This is a genomic window from Bradyrhizobium sp. 195, assembly GCF_023101665.1.
In the GTDB taxonomy this organism is placed as follows: domain Bacteria; phylum Pseudomonadota; class Alphaproteobacteria; order Rhizobiales; family Xanthobacteraceae; genus Bradyrhizobium.
The window spans coordinates 4,921,846-4,941,434 of record NZ_CP082161.1 but is presented as its reverse complement, the minus strand read 5'-3'; the positions used below and the strand labels follow the sequence as shown (position 1 = coordinate 4,941,434).

Sequence of the window (19,589 nt, the reverse complement as noted above, 5' to 3'; positions counted from 1 at the left end):
CTAAGCCGTCAGGGTCTTCAGATTCCGTAGAACGACGGCCGCACTCTCTTCGCTCGATATGCCTCTCGCCATCGCCAAGTGCCTCACGGCCGTCGCGACATCGCACGGCCGGGCAGGGCCGTCGCCCTCGGATGTGAAGGGGCCGTCGGTCTCCGTGAGGAGGCGGTCGATCGGCAGCGAGGAGACCAGCGCGCGCCCACGGTCCGTCTGCAGCATCTGACTGTTGACCGAGAAGTAGCAGCCAAGGTCCGCGGCACGCCTTGCGTCCGCGGCCGAACCCGTGAACCAATGGAAAACGAATTTCGCGCGGCCCTTCGGAACCTCTTCCTCGATCAGATCGAGCACCTTGGGCGCCGCGCGCACGCTGTGGATCGACAGGATCTTGCCGCCCGCCTGTGCGCAGCAGCGCAGGACGCGGCGCAAAACCTCGGTTTGGCGATCCATCGAGGAGTAGTAGCGGGGACCGGCATCGAGGCCCACTTCGCCGACGTACCGCGTTTCGTCGAGAAGACGCTCCCAGAGGTCGATCTCTCTCCACCGCTCCGCCACCAACTGGGGATGCAGGCCGAGCGCTGCTCGGACGTACTTGGTCGAGGAGGCCAGCTTGTTGTTGCGCGCCCAGGCCTTCGGCGTCGTGGTGACCGCGAGCGTGAAGATGCCGAGCCGCTCGCTTTCGGCGACGAGCGTCTCGAACTCCGGATACAGGTCGAGGTGGCAGTGGAAGTCGACGAGCCTCATGCCGTCATCTCGGCCTCTGCCGCCGGTGAAAACGTCTTTACGTCGCGTAGCAATTGGCCGACCTCCATGATGCCCCGCGAATACACTCCGGCAAGCCCGTCGAGCTGGGCGATGTCCTCGAGCAGCGGTCCCGGTTCGTGGATCAGGACGCGGGCGAGATCGGGGCGTCCCGCGAGGCGGGCCACCGCGTACTGGAACGCCCGCACCTGCTTGCCTTCCGCCGCCCGCGTACTCAAGCGATTCTGGTGGATGTCGACCCGATATCCGGTGGGATCGTTGCCTCGGCCCCATGCGCGGTCGAACGCAGCCTGGCGTATGAGGCACGGGACGCAATGGCCGCAATGGGTATGCCGGCCGGCCGCCGACTTGACCCAGCGGCCGGCGGCTGGGTGGGCGCAGGAGAGGGACGCGCCGGCGAGCTCGCGCAGCAGGTCCGGATTGAGGCAGCGTTCCATCATCTCGCCCTTGGTCTTGTCCCAGTAACGGTTGACGATGACGCCGTCGATTCCGACCTGCGACAGCAATTCGTTCCAGCGGCGCAGATAGAAGGGGTGGGTCGTGCGCGTGCTCAACGATCCCAACCTGACGCTGTCGAGCGGGACGTTCAATGCGATCAGGCCGTTCTCCGGGACTTCGAGCGAAAAGCGACGACCCAGCCCGGACCCAGCCGCGGCGGCGAGGGCGATGAACAGAAACGACCGGCCGCGGGTGCTTTCCTCGCGTCCTACCCCCGGCGTGATCTTGTCGGTGAAGCTCATTCCGAGGCGGACCCGCCTCGGTTCGCGATTGCCGTTGCGGTACGCCGCGGCGACATCCACGAACAGATCCTTCTGAGGCTTGCTGATCGCTCCGTCGCCTCCATGGCTCACGAACAGGGGAAAGGAGCCCTGCTCAAGACGATCGATCGCGCCGATCAGGCTGTCCAATCCGCCCGAGAAGAGGGCAACCCCGTCGAAGCCGTGGTCCTGCAGACCCGCGACGGGTCGTCTGACGAAGTCGGCCATTCCCTCCGGGCGTGGCCTGAACGAGACCGTCCAATGGTCTCCGGTGAGAAACCGGAGCGTCTTTTCGAGCAAGGCGCGCTGCGCGGTCCATAATTCGGGATCGGATACCGGCACGCAGATGCCGAGTTCGCGCGTCCACGCGTCCTGGGACGTCTGAACGCGATTGATGCGCGTGTCGGCGGCATGCACCATCGCCGCGAGGACCAGAACGTCGACGCCGACTTCGCTCGGATAGACGCCGAGCCTTCCGAGGGTCCGGACGACGCCGCCCATCCCGTATCCCAGCGTCCTGTTCCCGCTCAAAAGATCGACGCGGAACTGGTCTTGCCAGCGACCTGCGAGATCAGGTGCCTGGTCGGCTGGTCCCATGTGACCGATCAAAGAGTAGGCCGTCATCACGCGATCTCCCCATGGGCTTCCACTTCGAGCTCGTCACCCGTTTCGACGTCCGGACCTTCCTGGTCCGACCCCTCCAACAGGACGACGGAGCGTTCGTAGATGTCGTCGATGGTCGACACGATAATGTCGGCGGGAAAATCTTCGCCGGCCTCCGTCATCGCGTCGTTCACCTTGCCCCGGATGAAGTCGTTGATCTGCTGCTCGACGTTCTGGACCGCGGCGACGTCGCGTGGAATCGCGACGACCTTGTTTCCGACCGCGTTGAGCAATCGGTTTTGGATCGCGTTGGTGATGAAGGAGGCAAGGAAGGAGATGGTGGTCTCGGGTGACGGACGTTCGAGATCTGCCTGGGCCTCGCTGATTTCAGCCAGCGCTTTGATGTAGGCCTCTCTGGCGAATGACTCGTCGAGTTCGCCGCCCGGTTCGCAGATGACGTCGACGAGGGCGGCATATATGTCCTGCACCGGCAGCGTTGCCAACTGCGCGAAGCCTAGCCGGCGGACGGTCTCCTGGATGCCGGCGGTGCCGGCAGTGGAAAGGATCCGTCCCAGGCTCGCAGTGGCGCTGCGCTCCGCCGCCATGCGCTGCGTGGCCCGGCGCGCGCCGCCGCTCGACTTTCCGACGAACGACCGGACCGCGCGGCGCAGGTTGCGGTTGGTCCCGCCGCCGCGACCTCCGCCTCCGCCGCCCCCGCCGGATTTGGCGAACTTGAAGAAGTTGGTGCGCGCGCTTTGGAAACGGTTTGGCGCCGGCGCGTCGCCTTGGCCCGCAGCGCCGCCGTTTCCGCCAGCCGCAGGCGCGGCGCCCGGATTGCCTCCACCTGGGTTCGCGCCGCCCGGATTTCCGTTGCCGGGAGTGCCGCCACCCGGAGCACCTGGTGCGCCGGGGGGACTGGGGGGAGGAGCGCCCGGGGGTGCAGCACCCGGTCCGGCCCCCCCGACCCAGTCGGGCACGAGAGGATTGCGGTTGTTGCCGCCGTTGAAGGGATTAGACGTTCCCATGGCCGCGGCCCCCTCGTGCCGGTTTCTTCGGCTCCAGCTCGGCCCTCAGCAACGGGTTCTTGGTCGCCTTCTTCCACTTGTCGCGAAGGGCTTCGATCCGGGCTTTCGGAGCCGCTTCGGTCACGAAAGCATGTCCGGATGCGACCCACAGGCCGACGCGGTCGGGCGGCAGGGCTTCGAGGATGTCGACGTACCGGCCCTGAAGGGACGGGTGCGCCTCCACCACGACGGCGACGCCCGGTATCGCTGCCGGTCGGGCCTCGAAATTCGGCGCCTCCCGCACCTTCCTTCCCAGCGCATCGAAGAGCAGGATGGCCTCCGGCAGATTGAGGCTCTTGACGTCGGGGAGGGCGCCTTTGGCCGACATGTCGCCGCCGAGCAGCTTTTCCAGGAGCGCAGCGAGTTTGGCCGGCAGCGGCGCGGCGGAGGCGAGATAGTTTTTCCTGTCCTTGATCACGAAGAGGTACGGTTTGAGCGAAACCTTGCCGAGGTCCGGTTTGACCGCCGCCCACCGCATGACGTCGGGGCGCGTCTTCCATTCGTCGATCACGGGATTGCCAGCTTCGGTCGCTTCTTCTTCCTCGCTCGTCGATGCAGGTCCGCTACCGCCGGCGGCGATCTTTTCGATCAGCGCGATCTCCGGGCAGATGCCGTCCTCCGAACTGGCGGCCGTCGTGGCGATATGATCGAACACCGTCGTGTGCAGGAACATCTCGGCCAACATGACCTTCGCCAGATGGGGTTGTTCGATGGCGTTGCCGAAGCCGCGAGCTTCCGCAATCGCGAGCCTGAGGGCGAGGGCATTCAGGAAGCGCTTGATCTGTCGCGGATTGCCCTTCGTTCCGGCGGCGAGCACCGGACTAACGCGATCGGCCAGCGCCAGGGCATCGACGATCTCGTCGAACCTCTTTCCGGCCGCGGTCTTGATCGCGTCGTGATCGATCCCCTTGCCCTCCCACGGCTTGCCCAAGGCCGCTCGGCCGAGAGCCAGCAACTTCGTGAACTCCTCCGAGTCCTCGCCGAGAGCCCGGCCGAGCAGTAGGAGCGTCACGTAGATGCCGGTTTCGGTTTCGCCCAGCGCCGGGATGCGGAACGGCACCTGCAGCAGCTTTTCGAGATACGACCGCCTGTAGTTCTGGTTAGAATCGCGTGCGTTGCTGGATACGACGTCGACTTCGGGCAGGTTCTTGAAATGGTCGCGGACCGCGATCTCGATCATGCCTTCGTCGGCGCCGACGATGAAGGCCGTCTTGTCCCACAGCACGAACAGCCGGATGGCCTCGAGCGTCTCGATCGCGGTCTGAGGCAGGCAGCGGTCCAGGTCGTCGATCAGCACGACGAGGCGCTTGATGCCGGCCTTCTTGATCAGATCCTTGTAGGCCTCGCGGAATTCTTTGATTTCCGTCGGTACGCTTTTGCTGGTGGCCTCGTCGCTCTTTTCCTTCTTGAATTCCTCGATCTGCTTGATGGCCGCTTCGCGCGCATCCTTGTCGGTCAAGGCGTTCTTCACGCGATCGACGACGGAGCCGACCAGGTCGTCGAGGCCCAACATCGGAATGCCCGTGTAGGCCGTGAGCGCCAGGCCGCCGCCCTTCTTGGCGACCTTCAGCCAGTCGATGCTTTTCAGCACACGCTTGACCTCTTCAACCGCCTTGGTCGTGAGCGAGCGCTTCTCGATGAGGCCGTTCACGACGCCTTCGATTAGCGCGATCTTGGCGTCCTCGAATCCCTGAAACTGCCAGCCGCTGAACTTCAGGCAGAGGACGTCGCCTCCGTCGGGGAAGGCGGCCTCGACCATCTCCAGCACGCTGGATTTTCCTGCACCCCAGTCACCGTGGACGCCGATCGTCACGGCGGAATCGGCGGTCTCCGCGATTAGCCGGACTATGGTTTTCGCGATCGCCTCATTGTTGAGAAGATCGACCTTGGTTTCCTTATCGCTCAGATAGCCCAGCGGCGTGACCTTTTCGGCGGACACAGGCCCTCCTTTTCGCAATGCGGCGAAGGCGTCGCCGATAACCGTTGGTTGCAACGCGCCCCAAAAGCATACAATTAGGTTCCCCGGAGCTTCGCCGCAAGTCGACAAGAAGACGGAGCGGTCTCGGCACTTGCGGGATGATGTCCGAGCGAAGGCGCTCGGGCTCTCCAGGGATCATGACGCATGATCCCCGGATGTAGCCGTCTTCGGCTCGTCCTTGGCATCGGCGTGCTCGCCCGCAAGGGACGCTGCGCTCTTCGCCCTTGCCGTGCTGTGCGCGCCGTCGCCTGCGGGTCGCCTGCGACGGCGACACCGGGGATCATGAAGACATCGACGAGGGAGCCGTCGTCTCCGCGGTTGGAGGCCAACGCAGGCCGTGGATCCGGCTTTCCGCCGCGGGAGGCTTCGCCACGGCTCTCGCGAACACGTCGCGATCGCCGACGAGGACGACCTGCTCTTCGGCGCGGGTAACGGCGGTGTACAGCCACGACCGGTCGAGTAGCCGGCTTTCGTAGATCGGGATGACGACGCGCTTCGCGCTCGACCCCTGCATCCGGTGGCACGTGACCGCGTAGGCGAGATCGAGGTCGACGAGGTGCTCGTCGCCCAGCCGCTTCGGCTGGCTGTCGCCGTCGAACAGGATGTCGATGGTCCGTTCGTCGGGATCGATCGCGACGACATGGCCGAGGAGGCCGTTCCAGAGGCCGGCGCGGTAATCGTTCTTGCCGAAGATGATGGGCTCTCCGACCGAGAAGCGGCGGCCGAAGAAGCCTCGCAGTTCGGCGCTCCCGCCGGCGACGTGCCGACGATGGCCACGTTCGTTGACGGCGTCGACGCCAGCGGCGCCCGCGACCGTTGCCGTGACGACGAGCACCTCGCCGTCGCCGGCGAGCCTCGCGACGACCTCGTCGAGCTTGCGGTCCAGCGCGGAAGGGTCGACATCCAGGAACGACACGCCTGCGGTCGCGCCGGCGAACTCGGAGAATGCGGGCATGGTGCCGGACCGTACGGCGGCGGCGGCGTGCGGGATGCCGGTCGCTTCGGCCTGCCGATGGACTTCGGTCAGCCGCAGCGCGACGGCGGGATCCTGCACCAGCTTGTGGAAGACGATCCCGAATCCGATCGGCGGCAGTTGCGCCTCGTCACCGACGAAGAGCAGGCGGCTGCCGGCGACCAGGCGCTTCGCTATCGCGTGGACCGTCGGCAGGTCGGTCATCGAGGCCTCGTCGACGACGACCAGCGTCTTGTCGTCGACGAGGCTGAGGGATTCGAGCTTGGTCCGGATCTTCGCGCTTTCGCTCTCGGACGTGTCCGGATCGCTCAGGGCGGATTCCAGTTCGTCGCGCTCGGCGAGCTCCGCCAGCATGCGTGCCAGGGTCTTGGCGAGGCGCCCGGTCGAGCGCGACAGCCGCAGCGCTGCTTTGCCCGCGAGGGCGCACAACAGCACGCGACCGCCGAGACGCACCCACAGATCGCAGATGAGCTTGCACGTGTACGTCTTGCCGGTGCCGGCGCCGCCGACGAGGCAGGCGAGCGGGCGCGAGATCATGCCGACGGCGGCGGCGCGCTGCTCGTCGGTGGGCGTTCGTCCGGGCCCGGCGATATCTGCGAGCAATTCTGACCAGCCGCTGGCGCTGCGGAGGGCCAGGCGCGCCTCGCGCGGCGTGCGCGATAGGGCGGCGAGCATCTCGACCAGGTCGTCTTCGAGCGCTGCGGCGCCCGGTGCCCTCACCACACGGTCCGCAGGTACGACGGCCCCGTTCCTCAGGGCGGCGGCGACGGCCGTCTCGATCACCCGCTGCTCCTCGGTCGCCAGCAGGATCCCCAGTTGATCGGCGAACTCGTCGACCTCGATTGCGGTGTCGCCCCGTCGGAGCATCCTTTTGACTGCCTCGTCGGCGGCGCCGACCAGCCGCCGCGTGTCGGCGGCGGGGTCGCATCCATCTTCGCGCAGCAGGCGGCGGCCGAGTTCGTCCATCTGCTTCCACGGCAGAAGGGGCACCATGCTGTAGGGGTTCTCGGCCAGGGTCTCGGCCGCAGACGCGCCCAGCACCCGGTGCAGTCGGCGGACGATCCTGAGGTCGCGTACGCCCTGCCGGTCGAGCCAGGCGACGAGGTCGGCTTCGCCAGCGGCATTCTGCCAGGCCGAGGTAACGAATACGGCGAGGCGGCGCCCGAGCGACGGTTTGTCGGGCGACATGACGGCGGCGATCTCGGAGAGCATGTCATTGTTGGACAGGATCTCCGGAAGGTTCTCGCCGAAGGCCGCCCAGAGGCGGTGGGCGCGTTCGGGACCCACGCCAGGCACGTGGCTCGCCAGGAATTGCTTGATCAGGAGTCCCGACGGCAGGATGCGGCGACCGTATTTGGCGGCGATCTGCGGTCCGAACGCGGTCTGGAGAATCTCGCCTTCGATCTCCCAGGTGTCGCCGGGTACGGGAATGCCGAGGAGCCTGTCGAAGCCGGCGCGTACGCGAAGCTGCTGTCCCCGGACGGCGCCGTCCGTCACGGTGCCGGCGAATATGATTCCGAAGGGCCTTTCCGAAACGATCCCGTCGACCGCGACCCTCACCGCAGCACCGGCCCCGTCCGCAACACCTGGCCGGTCTCCTCGAACATCCTCAGCTGCTCGCGCAGGCTCTCGATCGTGCGACGCTGTTTCAAGATGACGGCGGCCTGTTCGGCGGCCAGCTTCGAAACCTCGCTGCTGCGCATGTCGGTCCGGCGGATCCGGTCCGCGACCGCCTTGTCGGGCTCCTCGGACTCAGGCCGGCTGCGGATCGGCTTTAGCCCCTGTTCGATCGCGACCGCGTTGACCGCCGATTTCAATTCGGCCTTGCGGAAGATGTGCTGCTCCTGCGATTGCGGCCGCCCGAGCGCGGCGACGAGCGCGCGGACATTCACCTTTCCGTCGAGCGTGGCGGGCAAAGTCGGCGTGCGCTCGCCGGTCTGGGCCAGCCAGTCGCGCGCTTGGCGATCGAGATAGAGTTCGAGGTCCTTGAGGAATTCGGGAACGATCGATTGGGGCATCGGATATCTCCTGCAGATGACGCGTGATCGGCCTGCGGCTCTCTCAGACCTGCACCATCTTCCCGTCCTCGAGGTCGGGGTTTTCGTGCACCGCGAGGGTCTTCCTGAGGCCGTCGACGATCTTCTGGTTGTGCGCGACCCAGTCGCTGGCGCCATAGGTGCCCTCGTCCATTTCCGCCTTCGCCTGCGCGAGCATGCTTTCGTGCTCGGCGAGCAGCCGCGCGGTGCGGGCCTTGTGTTCTGGGTTTCCCTTGATGACCAGGTGGTCGCCGCAGCCGCCGCACTGGCCGTACTTGGAGCAGGGCGTCAGGGACCAGTCCTGGATGCACGCTCCGATGTCGGTGATGTGCAAGGTGTTGATGCGGGCCTCGATGAAGGCATCGCGGTCCGTCGGAGGAAGCCTGTCGACCGCGTCGACGATGCGTCCGCCCATCGCCTTCGTTTTCAGCATCTCGCGGGCGCGCTTCTTCGTCTGGCGTCCGTCGCCATGGTAGTAGGCGGCGTTCTGCTCGATGCGCTTGCGGCCGCTCCAGCGTGCCATGTCCAGTTCCGACATGCCGCCATCCTTCGCGATCGTGTTGAGATAGTGCCGGAAGGCGTGGCTGGTGACCCGGTAGGCCTTGCCGTTGGAGTCGTTGATCTCCAGCCGTTCGAACACGGAAGGACGCTTGTTCGTCTTGCCCGAGGAGGGATTTTTCCTTTCGTGCGAAGTCAGGAAATCGCTGATCTGGAAGTCGCTGACGAACGTCACGACGCCGTACTGGGTGCTCAGATCGTCGCGGAAGTAGTGCTGCGGGACGAGCATCAGGTATTGCGACAGTGTCTGCGGCAGATCCGCAGGGATCTTCGGCTGCAGCCGCAGCATCGCGGCTTCCACCTCGTCGAGGCGGCACCAGCGTTTGCCGTCCCGCTTTTCGGTCGGAACCTTGTTCGATGTCAGCCAGTCGACGGCCGCGGTCAGGCTCCTGACGCCGAGTGCGACGACGAGGTCTTTCATCGAGAGTTGAGTGGACGGGTCGGCCAGACGGAACGGTTCGGCCAGATACGCGCGGCCCGGATGCTGCTCCATCCAGCGCGCGATGTCCCTCGTCGGCTGGGTGATCCGGACGATGTCCGCGAACGCGCGTCTGGCGATCTCGACCATCTTCGGCGCGACCCATTTGACGGCGTCGTCGGCCTCCTTCGAACCGTCGTAGGCGAAGCCGAAGCCTTCGTAGGTTTCGCCCGTGGCGGGATCGAGCCCGGTTTTCGCCCGGTCGGACTTGGCCCGCAGCATCAGGGTCTCGTTGATCCTCCATGGGGCGCACAGCAGGAGTTCGACGATGGCGGCGCGCAGGATGTCGCGATCGTCGCCCCGTTCGCGCACGATGTCGCTCATCGCGATGACGGCGTCGATGAGTTCTTCCGACGGCATCTTGCTGGCACGATGCTGCTGCGCCTTCTTGTTGGACTGGGCGTCGAGCCGCTGCGGAGGGTGCGGATTGGTGTAGACGATCCGCGACTGGGAGAGTGCGTTCTTGTTCACGAACTCGGCGATCACCTCGAGATCCTGCGCCACATTGTATTTGTAGCCGGGTGTTCCTTCGATGGCCCGGGCCGCGGCGTGGAAGTTGTCGCTTCGTAGCCTGGCGGGATCGAATCCGCGGTTCTCCATGGTTTCGTAGAGCAGGCGGGCCGCCTGCAGCAGCTTGCGGTAGCGGTCCGCGCCGACCGGTCTGGCGAATTCGCGGAGCGCGATGATGGCCTTGATGAGGTTGCCGAACGCGGGATCGAAGGGGACGCGTCCCTCCATGCTTCTGGTTTCGCGCTGCGTGATGCGGGTGAAGTACAGGTTGTGGGTCTGCTGGGCCGATGGCCGGCCGATCTTCACGTCCGAGAGATTCCAGACCGGCGCATCGAAATCCACCGTTGGACCGAAGACCTGAAGCGCGCGGGCGCGCTCGGATAGGTGCGCGAGCGAGGTCGCTGCGTCAAGCAGTCTGCGATCTGGAAGGGCAACGACGTTCATGGCGACGGAGCCTCGCAGGCCTTCACTACTTCGGCGACCGCGAGGATGGTGGCGTCGTGGATGCGGATGAACTGCTGGTTACGCCCTTCCTTGAGCCTGCGGTCGCGCTCGTCGCACAGCCAGTTCAGCACCTCTTCGTGGGGGCCGTCGCGCCAAGGCTGGAACGATTTGCAGGTGTAGCAGGAGAGCGGCGCGAACAGGCCGCATGGTCCGGAGCCGCAGGTGCCCAGGTCTCCGGCCTTCTCCGGCGGGCGGTCGGGATGGCGGTTGTAGAACGGAATACGCTTGGACGGGTCGTTGCCGTTGACCGCGTCGCGTTCGGTGCGGACGATGCGCCCCATGAACGCGTCGGCGATCGGACCGAGATGCATGGCCGTGGCGGCGTCGAGGCGCAGCACCTGACTGACGCGGCTTTCGAAGTACGTCATCACGGTGCCGAGGTCCGAATGGTCGAGCATGACCGCAAGCTCCGAGGGCGTGGCGCCGGCCTCGACGGCGCGGGTGGCGAAGGTGCGACGAAAGCGGCGCATGTTGACGACGAGGGGTTCGCCGGTCCGGTGCGAGATGATCTCCAGCTTGGCGATCGCCTGCTGGATCGTCCTGGTGATCTCGTCCGGAGTCATGTGCATGGCGTAGGCGTGGTAGGGGCCGTTCGCCCGCGCCGGATCGGGGTCGAAGCGCCTGAACAGCGGGTATTCGCAGCCTTCTGGCCAGCCCTGCTGCTGGCGATGGGCCCGGTTCTCCATGACCAGGCGGTTGACCCAGGTCCCGACGTCGTCGTTGAGCATCCGCGGATGGAATTGCTGGCGGTAGAGCGCGTCGCCCTTCTTGATCCGCGGCAGGTCCAGCAGGGCGTGGATGCGACCGGTCTCTGGTTCCTGTAGGGGCTTGTAGTCTTCCTCGCGCGTCAGGGCGTAGGCGAGTGCGTTCGCGCCGCAGGCGACGGCGAGCCAGCAGAGCGTGTTCTCCAGGGTCGTCAGGCGATCTGGGCCTAGTGCCCGCAGCTTGGTCGTGATGGCCAGGAATTCGATGTCGTCGAACGCTCCCCGGACCGGGTCTTCGGTGCGCACCGCGTGGCCCTGTTCATTGCCGGGGATGCTCAGCTCGCGGATCCGCAGCGCGGTCTCTTCCGGAAATTGATCGATGCCATGGTCGGCGCACCAGCAGTACCAGGCGCGCACGTAGTGAAGCCTGTATTCGGCGAACTCGGGAAGCTGGCGCAGGTCGCTGATGAGCTGCTCGCCGACGATGCCGCCAGCGGCGTCGACTTCGCGGAAGTGCGCGGACCGCTGCACGTAGGTCAAGGTCTCGAACGTGCCGCGCACATTGTCGACCGAGGTGACTTTGATCAGGTCGGCGATGAATCGGGCGACGGAGGAGAGGAGCGCGCCGGATCCGATCGCCAACCTCCGAAAATTGAGCACCGTCGCATTCACCGGATGATGGAGCTTCCACTCCCAACCGGTTGCGTCCACCTCGCAGTCGGCCCGATCGATGATCGTGCCCTGGCTCGGGAAGGTGGGGAGGGCGGCCGTGACTTGGCGGATTGCGGAATCAGTCATCCTTGCGACCCTTTGTAGCCATGTCCTGCATCTTGACGGCGAGCTTGTTGCCCTTTTTCCGGAGACTGCGGCGCTGGTAGTTGAGGCGCGTCTTGGAGTTTCGCGTCCAACCGCTCTCCTGGTTGACGACCTCTTCCTCCTCGTCGGGGGTCCATTCGAGTTCGTCCGCGGCGTCCTTCATGTGATCCTTGTTGGTGCGACGGACCATGTGCGGTCCGAAGTTCTCCGGGATGCCGGGTACCTTCGCGCGCAGCTGCTTGTACATGTGCTCGACAGAGCCGATCGAGAGCGGCTTGGGCGCCGTGTTGGAGCTTTCCTGGGAGAGGAAGACGTACTTGGATTTTTTCGCGCCCTTGTACGTGGGCCGGTGGTTGACGATGTAACGATGGATGATGGCGGCCCTATCGGGGCTCAGGTTCACCGGGTGGGCCTTCGTCTTGTTGCGCGGTTCGTGCGCGCGGGAGTCGTCCTTGTCGTCCTGGACGCGCGGGACGTAGACGTATGGTTCGTCCTCGTTGAGATGCAGGTGGCGCCCGGTGAGCGTGAGCGGCGCCGAGCGGCGCAGCCCGGCATGGTAGAGCAGCCAGAGTGCCTGGTTGCGATGCTGGTTGCGAGGGTTGAAAGGATTGGTCGGGTGGTCGGGAGTGATCGCTTCTAGGAACGCGACCTCCGTCTTTTCGTCCATGCCCTCCTTGGACGAGTTCTTGCTCACGACGATCTTCCCGACCAGGCGCTTCGGCAGACGGTCCACCCGACGGCGCACTTCCGCGAGTCTCGGGTCGCGTGTGGAGACGCGGTCGATGACGGGGTCCGTCCGCCAGACGATGTAGTCGTTGACCGCGGTCAGTCTGCTCTTCCAGTGCGCGGCCTTCACGGCGTTCGAGTCGCCGGGTCTGACGATCTGACGTTTGCGTAGCTCGTCGCGGATCGTCGCGATCTCGTTCTCGCGGAAGAGTTCGAGGCTTTCGATGCGAGCGTCGATGTCGATATCGAGTTTGGCGCAGACGTTGTGGAAGACGCAGATGGCGTTCATGTACGCCTGCATCGTGGAGTAACCGATGTTCCTCTCGCGGATGGCGATCTGGCAGTAGAGGTTCGGCCACCAGGCCGGCATGGCGTTGGCGGCGACCGTCAGCGAGAAGCGCTCGCCGGTTTCGAGGCGAAGCTGTTCGGTGCGGAATGGGGTCGGCTCGATCAAGGTTCGTTTCCGGGTTGTTCCCGGTCTGAGCCTGTCAGGTCGGCGGAGCCTTGTGTACGTGCATTTTCGACGGCGAAAACGTGCGGCGATGGATTCTTTGAAATGCCTGTGGCGCAGGCGTTTCTCGCGCTTTCGGTTACATTTTTCGAAACTAATGTTCTTGGAGGCGCTTTCGGTTACATTTCGAAAAAGAAGAACCCCTCGAAATCCGTGTGATTTCGAGGGGTTAGGAGAATCTCGGTTACATTCTGAAAACTAATGTTCTAAATCGCCTCTTTCAGTTCCTTGACCGGGCGGAAGGTGACCTTCTTGCTGGCCTTGATGTGGATCGGCTCGCCGGTGGCGGGATTGCGGCCGGTGCGGGCGGCGCGCTTGCGGACCTGGAGGATACCGAGCCCGACGATGCGGACGCGGTCGCCCTTCTTCAGGTGCTTGGTGATCAAATCAACCATGTCGGTGAGGACAGCTTCGGCGTGCTTTTTCGACAGGTCCTGGCTCTCTGCGATATCGGCGGCGAGGTGCTTGAGCGTGATGGTGGCGGGAGCGGCTGCCTTCTTTGCCGAATCCTTCTTAGCCAAATCCTTCTTAGCCATGTCTGGCCTCCTCGATTCCAATGACAGGGAAGCCCGGAAAAGCCGGAAATGCGTGGGAATCCCTCTAAGTGCTGGAAGGCGTAGACGATTCGGACGTGGGCTGACTATGCCGCGAGTTCCCGCCGGACGTCGGCGATCACCGGCGCAGATGCGACAGGCCTTGAGGCGTTTCGGCTAAGACTATGAAGGGATTGCCAAAATGGCGCGAGAGACGGGGCTCGAACCCGCGACCTCCGGCGTGACAGGCCGGCGCTCTAACCAACTGAGCTACTCCCGCGTGGTTCGCTGATGCGCGCGGAACGAGGGGGGACTTAAAGGCGGGGCTGGGTGAAGTCAAGGACGTTGCGCTGGCGCGGTCGATCTCGGCTAAGCATTGCTCTGGAAAACGAAAAAGGCCGCCCGGAGGCGGCCATTGGTCAGCCCGGAAGAGACTGTTTCAGCGAATCTCCGACGTCCCGGCGCTCGTCACCACCACCGGCTTGCCGGCCTTGATGACGTGGGTGGACTGGGCGGTCTGGCTATAATCGGCATTGGTACGGGCTGCGATCCCGAAGCCGGCCACCATGATGCCGGCCACGAGCGCCACCACCACGATCTTGAGGTGGGTCGCACGATCAGCAGAGTGAATGGAGTGGTTCATCTGAGCCTCCCGACGGGCTTTGCCGCCGTCTATGGCTCTGTCTTAAGGACCATCTGTTTCCGGATGGTTTCGCGGGTTCCGCAAAATGGTTTCATCTCCCGCCCGGCTGGTTTCGCCGAAACGGGCCGAGCCGGGCCCGGTCTCAGGCGGCGGCACGGCCGATGTCATCCCGGATCGTGCGGGCGGCCCAGATGACCAAGAGGGCGCCGAGCCTGGTCGTGACCGCGGAGGTCGCTGTGACCCGGCTTGGCAGGTTCGGGCTTTCTTGGCAGAGGTGGATCATGAGCCAGACCGAGAGCTGGGGCGTGGCGACGTTGCCCGCAGCGGCCGAGAGCGAACCGTTGGCCCCGATCACCGTGATGCTGTCGTCGCGACTGATGGTGCTTGCCAGTTTGCTCAAGCGTGGCGCGATCCTGCGCTACAAGCGCCTCACCGGCTTGTCCTTGGTCGAGTTCGGTCTTGCCGCCTCGCTCGGCCGCCGGCCGCCGATGAGCGTGGCGCGGCTCGCCGAGGCCGTCGGCCAGGACAAGGGACAGATCAGCCGCGCGCTGGCCAATCTGCTCTCGCGCAAGCTGATCGCGAAATCGGCTAATCCGGAAGACAGCCGCGAGGTGCTGATCTCGCTGACGCCTGCAGGTCTCGTTGCGCATGACGCGATCGTCGACGGCGCGCAGGAGCGCAACCGGCGCCTGCTGGAGCATTTGAGCGAAGCCGAGTTCCACACGCTGATGCGGCAGGTCGATCAGCTCACGGCGATCGCCACCGAGATGCTCGAGAGCGAGAAGAGTTCGCGCTGATCTCGCAGCAATCTCCGGAACTGTTGGAGCGCTTCTAAGAGTCCTTCTAAGAAGCTTTCAATTAGGGAAATCGCGCACCCTCCCATAAGCGTCATCGCAAGTGCATGCCGCCACGGGACTGACGGCATGACGCATGCAGATACGTTTTGGGGTAGCGCGTGAACAGTCTGGGAATGCTGCGGTCGGCTGTGTTGGCGGCCGCGTCCGCTTTGGTTTTGGTGCCGCAGGCATCGCTTGCACAATCGTCCGCACCGAGCGGCGCAACGAGCCTGCCGTCGGTCACCGTCACCGCGCCGGAAGCACGCCGCCGCGTCGCCACGACGCCGCAGCGTCGCGCGCCGCGGTCGGTGCAGACCGCCAATCGAAGCAAGCCGCAGCCACAGCGCAATGTCGGCTTCGTCGAGACGCCGCGTGGCCCGGTAAATGGCTACGTCGCCGGTCGCAGCTCGTCCGGCACCAAGACCAACACGCCGATCATAGAGACGCCGCAATCGGTGTCGGTCATCAGCGCGGAGCAGATCCGCGACCAGAAGATCGTCAGCAAGTTCGACGAGGTGCTGCGTTACACGCCCGGCGTGATCGCCGGCACCTACGGCGCCGATTTCCGCAACGACTGGTTCTTGATCCGCGGCTTCCCCGCGCAGAACGAGTCACTGTTCCTCGACGGCCTGCAGCTGTTTTACACCTCCTATGCGAGCTGGAAGCTGCAACCATTCAACCTCGAGCGCGTCGAGGTGCTGCGCGGGCCGTCCGGCATCCTGTACGGCGGCTCGGCGCCGGGCGGTCTCGTCAACGCGGTGAGCAAGCTGCCGCGCGCCGAGCCGGTGCGCTATCTCGAGACCGGCATCAACAACCATGGCAACGCCTACATGGCGTTCGACATCGGCGGCGTGGTCCCGCAGTCCGGCAACGGGCAAACGTTGTACCGGTTTGTCGGCCAAGTGCAGGGCGGCGGCACTCAGACCGACTATACCTATGACAACAACTTCTTCTTCGCTCCGTCGGTGACGTGGCGGCCGGACGGCGACACCAAGCTCACCGTCTACGCGACGGCTGCGCACAACAACACCAGGGCGGAGAACTTCCTGCCCTATGTCGGCACCGTCACCAACGCGCCGTTCGGCCGCATTCCCACCAGCCTGTTCGCCGGCGACCCCCGCGCCGACCAGTTTCGCCGCGAGCAGGAGACGCTCGGCTACCAGTTCGAGAAGAACATCACGGATAGCCTCGACTTCCGCCAGAATGCGCGCTTCGCCCACGTCGACGTCTTCTACACCGGCCTCTATGGGCTGGGCTACGCGACGACGCCGGCGGCCGCCGACATCATGCGCGGCAATTTCTACGCCCGCGGCGTCGCCAACCAGTTGAACCTCGACAACCAGCTCGAGTACCGCTTCGCCACCGGCGCGCTGCAGCACACCACGCTCTTCGGCGTCGACCTCAAGCACTATGCCCTCGACGACCGCCAGGGCTTCGGGGTGGGCACCAATCTCAACGTGCTCAACCCGGTCTACGGCGTCAACGCGCCGTTCAACGCTGCGCTGTATCAGGACGCCTATCTCACTCAGGGCATGGCCGCGGTATATCTCCAGGATCAGGTCAAGCTCGATCGGCTGACGGTGGTGCTATCCGGCCGTCAGGATTGGGTTGACCTCGACAACGACAACCGGCTCGGCCCCGATCAAAGCCGCAAGGACGGCAAGTTCTCCGGCCGCGTCGGCGCGATCTACAATCTCGACTTTGGCGTTGCGCCCTATGTCTCGTACATGACGGGCTACAATCCGATCATCGGCGTCAACGCGGCCGGGCGGCTGCAACTGCCGGAGACATCGGAGCAGACCGAGGTCGGCGTGAAGTACGAGCCGGTCGGGCTCAACGCCCGGTTCAGCGTCGCGTGGTTCGATCTGAAGCGCAAGAATGCGCTGACCACCGATCCGAACAATCCGCTGTTCCAGACCCAGAACGGCGAGATCACTTCGCGTGGCGTCGAGCTCGAGGCGGTGGCGAACATCACGCCGGACTTCAAGCTGGTGGCGAGCTACACCAATTACGATCTGTTCGTGAGCCAGGACCTCAATCCCGCGCTGATCGGCACTGTTCCGACCAACACACCCCGGGAGTTCGCCTCGGTCTGGACCGACTATACATTCAGCGAGGGCCCGCTGCGGGGCTTCGGCCTTGGCGGCGGCGTGCGCTACGTAGGCTCGTCCTTTGCCGACACCGCGAACACCGTGCTCGTTCCGTCTTTCGTGCTGGGCGATCTCGCAATGCACTACGAATGGGACAACCACTGGCGTGCGGCGCTCAACGTCGCGAACGTGACGGACAAGATCTACGTCGCGAGCTGCGCGGTCATCACCTCATGCTATTACGGCGACCGTCGCCGCATCACCGCAAGCCTCGGCTACAAATGGTGATGGCGGGCGAGGGGAGAGCTTCGTGAAGGCGCCCACTGTCAAGGGGTGGTCTTCGCGGGATCGATGAGCTCGCGGGCCATGCCCCCCGGCCCGAAGCTCATCCAGGCGCGGCGCGCGCGACGACCACCAGGTCGTCGCCGCCGCGCTCGCGGCTGATCCGGGGCGGGGCGCCTGCCGATGCATTCGCCGGATGAGCCCCGATCCCATCATGATGCATGGCTCGTCTGACCTTCGCGCCTGTGGATACGTGTCTTTCCTGCACCTGTTCCGCGCGTGGTCGCAACCATCACAGGCGCTCCCGGCCGCGCTGCCCTGAGGGAGGCGCGGCTAATATGTCGCCCGGGTGACGGTGGGCGTCTGTTCACGTTGTAATTTGGATTTTGCCGCGCCCCGGCTTAAATAAAGCGAGCTTCCCCAACACCGGACCTTACGGCCGAGCGCGCCTAGAATGATCGGGATCGCCCTTGCTGGCCTTGGCGATCTGCTCCATACCAGCCGCGGGGTGATTCCGGGATTTCCAGCGTGCTGGGGGCGGCAAAGGGCCTAAAAAGAGCGTGTCTTGCGCCCATTGGTGCACTGCGCTAAGGCTCAGAATAATTCCAAATCGGACGAATCCGTGGCTGTCCCGAGGCTGCGGGAAAAAGGGCTCGTCAATGAGCGGCATTCTGCAGAACTATCTTCCACTCGTCGTCTTTATAGGGGTCGCGGGCCTCATCGGCCTCGTGCTGCTGATCGCACCCTTCGTCGTGGCGTTCCAGCAGCCGGACCCGGAAAAGCTGTCGGCATATGAGTGCGGTTTCAACGCCTTCGACGATGCCCGCATGAAGTTCGACGTCCGCTTCTACCTGGTCGCCATCCTCTTCATCATCTTCGACCTCGAGGTGGCGTTCCTGTTTCCCTGGGCGGTGGCGTTCGGCAAGCTTGGCGCGACCGGCTTCTGGTCCATGGTGGTCTTCCTCGCCGTGCTGACGGTCGGGTTCGCCTATGAATGGAAGAAGGGAGCACTCGAATGGGATTGAACCCTGCATCGTCCATGGGTCCGGTCGTCGCGCCGGCTCCCAAGGGCATCCTGGACCCGTCGACCGGCAAGCCGGTCGGGGCCAATGATCCGTTCTTCCTCGAGGTCAATTCCGAGCTGTCCGACAAGGGCTTCTTCGTGGCCGCGACCGACGACCTCATCACCTGGGCCCGCACCGGGTCGCTGATGTGGATGACCTTCGGTCTCGCCTGCTGCGCGGTCGAGATGATGCAGGTGTCGATGCCGCGCTACGACGTCGAGCGCTTCGGCTTTGCGCCGCGCGCCTCGCCGCGCCAGTCCGACGTGATGATCGTCGCCGGCACGCTGACCAACAAGATGGCGCCCGCGCTGCGCAAGGTCTACGACCAGATGCCGGAGCCGCGCTACGTCATCTCGATGGGCTCCTGCGCCAATGGCGGCGGCTACTATCACTATTCCTACTCGGTCGTGCGCGGTTGCGACCGCATCGTGCCGATCGACATCTACGTGCCGGGCTGCCCGCCCACGGCGGAAGCGCTGCTCTACGGCGTGCTGCTGCTGCAGAAGAAGATCCGGCGCACCGGCACCATCGAACGCTAAGGTTTTACGTCATGGACGACGCCAAGCTCGACGCCCTGGGGCAGACGATCGTTAGCGCGCTTCCGGGCGCTGCCATCGGTCATTCGGTGGCCTTCAACCAGCTCACGGTTGATGTCGAGGCCAGCAAGATCGTCGAGGTGGTCAAGTACCTCCGCGACGACCCGAATTGCCGCTTCATCAACTTCACCGACATCACGGCAGCGGACTATCCGTCGCGCGAGAAGCGCTTCGACGTGATCTATCACTTCCTGTCCCCGACCCTGAATACGCGCATCCGGCTCAAGGCCCAGGCCGACGAGACCACGCAGGTGCCGTCGCTGATCGACGTGTTCCCCGGCGCCGACTGGTTCGAGCGCGAGGCCTACGACCTCTACGGCGTGTTCTTCGTCGGTCATCCCGACATGCGCCGCATCCTCACCGATTACGGGTTCGAGGGCCATCCGCTGCGCAAGGATTTCCCGACCACCGGTTTCGTCGAGGTCCGCTACGACGACCAGGAAAAGCGGGTGGTGTACGAGCCGGTCCGGCTCAATCAGGAATTCCGCAAGTTCGACTTTTTGTCGCCGTGGGAGGGAGCCGACTATCCGGTCCTTCCGGGTGATGAAAAAGCGGGACCGAAGGTCTGAT

At 64.8% G+C, this 19,589-nt stretch carries 16 protein-coding genes and 1 tRNA gene; 5 read left to right on the top strand and 12 right to left on the bottom strand.

Annotated features, from left to right (window positions below; genetic code table 11):
* The 12 genes from qatD to IVB26_RS22840 all read right to left on the bottom strand — a co-directional run bounded on the left by qatD (position 1) and on the right by IVB26_RS22840 (position 14,151).
* Complete coding sequence (gene qatD, locus IVB26_RS22895; protein ID WP_247967525.1) at positions 1 to 738, bottom strand: Qat anti-phage system TatD family nuclease QatD; 738 nt, start codon at positions 736 to 738, stop codon at positions 1 to 3.
* Complete coding sequence (gene qatC / locus IVB26_RS22890; RefSeq protein ID WP_247967524.1) at positions 735 to 2,015, bottom strand: Qat anti-phage system QueC-like protein QatC; 1,281 nt, start codon at positions 2,013 to 2,015, stop codon at positions 735 to 737. The genes qatD and qatC overlap by 4 nt, the downstream gene beginning before the upstream one ends.
* A gap of 122 nt (positions 2,016 to 2,137) precedes the next feature.
* A complete protein-coding gene (qatB, locus tag IVB26_RS22885) occupies positions 2,138 to 3,142 on the bottom strand; it encodes a Qat anti-phage system associated protein QatB (protein WP_247967523.1) in 1,005 nt (334 codons plus the stop codon).
* Positions 3,129 to 5,120, bottom strand: coding sequence for a Qat anti-phage system ATPase QatA (gene qatA / locus IVB26_RS22880; RefSeq protein ID WP_247967522.1), 1,992 nt, complete (start codon positions 5,118 to 5,120; stop codon positions 3,129 to 3,131). Before qatA ends, qatB begins: the two co-directional genes overlap by 14 nt.
* Positions 5,121 to 5,439: 319 nt before the next feature.
* Positions 5,440 to 7,692, bottom strand: coding sequence for an ATP-dependent DNA helicase (locus tag IVB26_RS22875; RefSeq protein WP_247967521.1), 2,253 nt, complete (start codon positions 7,690 to 7,692; stop codon positions 5,440 to 5,442).
* Positions 7,689 to 8,150, bottom strand: a complete 462-nt coding sequence (locus IVB26_RS22870; protein WP_247356242.1) for a hypothetical protein — start codon at positions 8,148 to 8,150, stop codon at positions 7,689 to 7,691. The genes IVB26_RS22875 and IVB26_RS22870 overlap by 4 nt, the downstream gene beginning before the upstream one ends.
* A gap of 43 nt (positions 8,151 to 8,193) precedes the next feature.
* Positions 8,194 to 10,158, bottom strand: coding sequence for a hypothetical protein (locus tag IVB26_RS22865; protein WP_247967520.1), 1,965 nt, complete (start codon positions 10,156 to 10,158; stop codon positions 8,194 to 8,196).
* Positions 10,155 to 11,720 carry a hypothetical protein gene (locus tag IVB26_RS22860; RefSeq protein ID WP_247967519.1) on the bottom strand — a complete coding sequence of 522 codons (1,566 nt, stop codon included), beginning with the start codon at positions 11,718 to 11,720 and terminating at the stop codon, positions 10,155 to 10,157. Before IVB26_RS22860 ends, IVB26_RS22865 begins: the two co-directional genes overlap by 4 nt.
* A complete protein-coding gene (locus tag IVB26_RS22855; RefSeq protein ID WP_247967518.1) occupies positions 11,713 to 12,918 on the bottom strand; it encodes a site-specific integrase in 1,206 nt (401 codons plus the stop codon). Before IVB26_RS22855 ends, IVB26_RS22860 begins: the two co-directional genes overlap by 8 nt.
* 263 nt (positions 12,919 to 13,181) lie before the next feature.
* Complete coding sequence (locus tag IVB26_RS22850) at positions 13,182 to 13,511, bottom strand: HU family DNA-binding protein (RefSeq protein WP_247967517.1); 330 nt, start codon at positions 13,509 to 13,511, stop codon at positions 13,182 to 13,184.
* 200 nt (positions 13,512 to 13,711) lie between these two features.
* Positions 13,712 to 13,788 (bottom strand) — tRNA-Asp (locus tag IVB26_RS22845).
* 159 nt (positions 13,789 to 13,947) lie between these two features.
* Positions 13,948 to 14,151 carry a hypothetical protein gene (locus IVB26_RS22840; protein ID WP_063194782.1) on the bottom strand — a complete coding sequence of 68 codons (204 nt, stop codon included), beginning with the start codon at positions 14,149 to 14,151 and terminating at the stop codon, positions 13,948 to 13,950.
* A gap of 281 nt (positions 14,152 to 14,432) precedes the next feature.
* On the opposite strand from IVB26_RS22840, the gene IVB26_RS22835 reads away from it, so the two are divergent.
* The 5 genes from IVB26_RS22835 (at position 14,433) to IVB26_RS22815 (ending at position 19,588) form a co-directional block, all read left to right on the top strand.
* Positions 14,433 to 14,948: a MarR family winged helix-turn-helix transcriptional regulator gene (locus tag IVB26_RS22835; RefSeq protein WP_247973253.1), complete on the top strand. Its 516-nt coding sequence runs from the start codon at positions 14,433 to 14,435 to the stop codon at positions 14,946 to 14,948.
* Positions 14,949 to 15,121: 173 nt separating this feature from the next.
* The gene (locus IVB26_RS22830; protein WP_247973252.1) at positions 15,122 to 17,365 is read left to right on the top strand and encodes a TonB-dependent siderophore receptor; all 2,244 of its coding nucleotides are present in this window, start codon (positions 15,122 to 15,124) and stop codon (positions 17,363 to 17,365) included.
* Positions 17,366 to 18,018: 653 nt separating this feature from the next.
* A complete protein-coding gene (locus tag IVB26_RS22825) occupies positions 18,019 to 18,384 on the top strand; it encodes an NADH-quinone oxidoreductase subunit A (RefSeq protein WP_018320139.1) in 366 nt (121 codons plus the stop codon).
* On the top strand, positions 18,375 to 18,962 hold the full coding sequence (locus tag IVB26_RS22820) for a NuoB/complex I 20 kDa subunit family protein (protein ID WP_247967516.1): 588 nt from the start codon (positions 18,375 to 18,377) through the stop codon (positions 18,960 to 18,962). The genes IVB26_RS22825 and IVB26_RS22820 overlap by 10 nt, the downstream gene beginning before the upstream one ends.
* 11 nt (positions 18,963 to 18,973) lie before the next feature.
* Positions 18,974 to 19,588 (top strand): NADH-quinone oxidoreductase subunit C, encoded by a 615-nt coding sequence (locus IVB26_RS22815; protein ID WP_247967515.1) that lies wholly within the window; start codon positions 18,974 to 18,976, stop codon positions 19,586 to 19,588.
* Position 19,589: the final 1 nt, after the last annotated feature.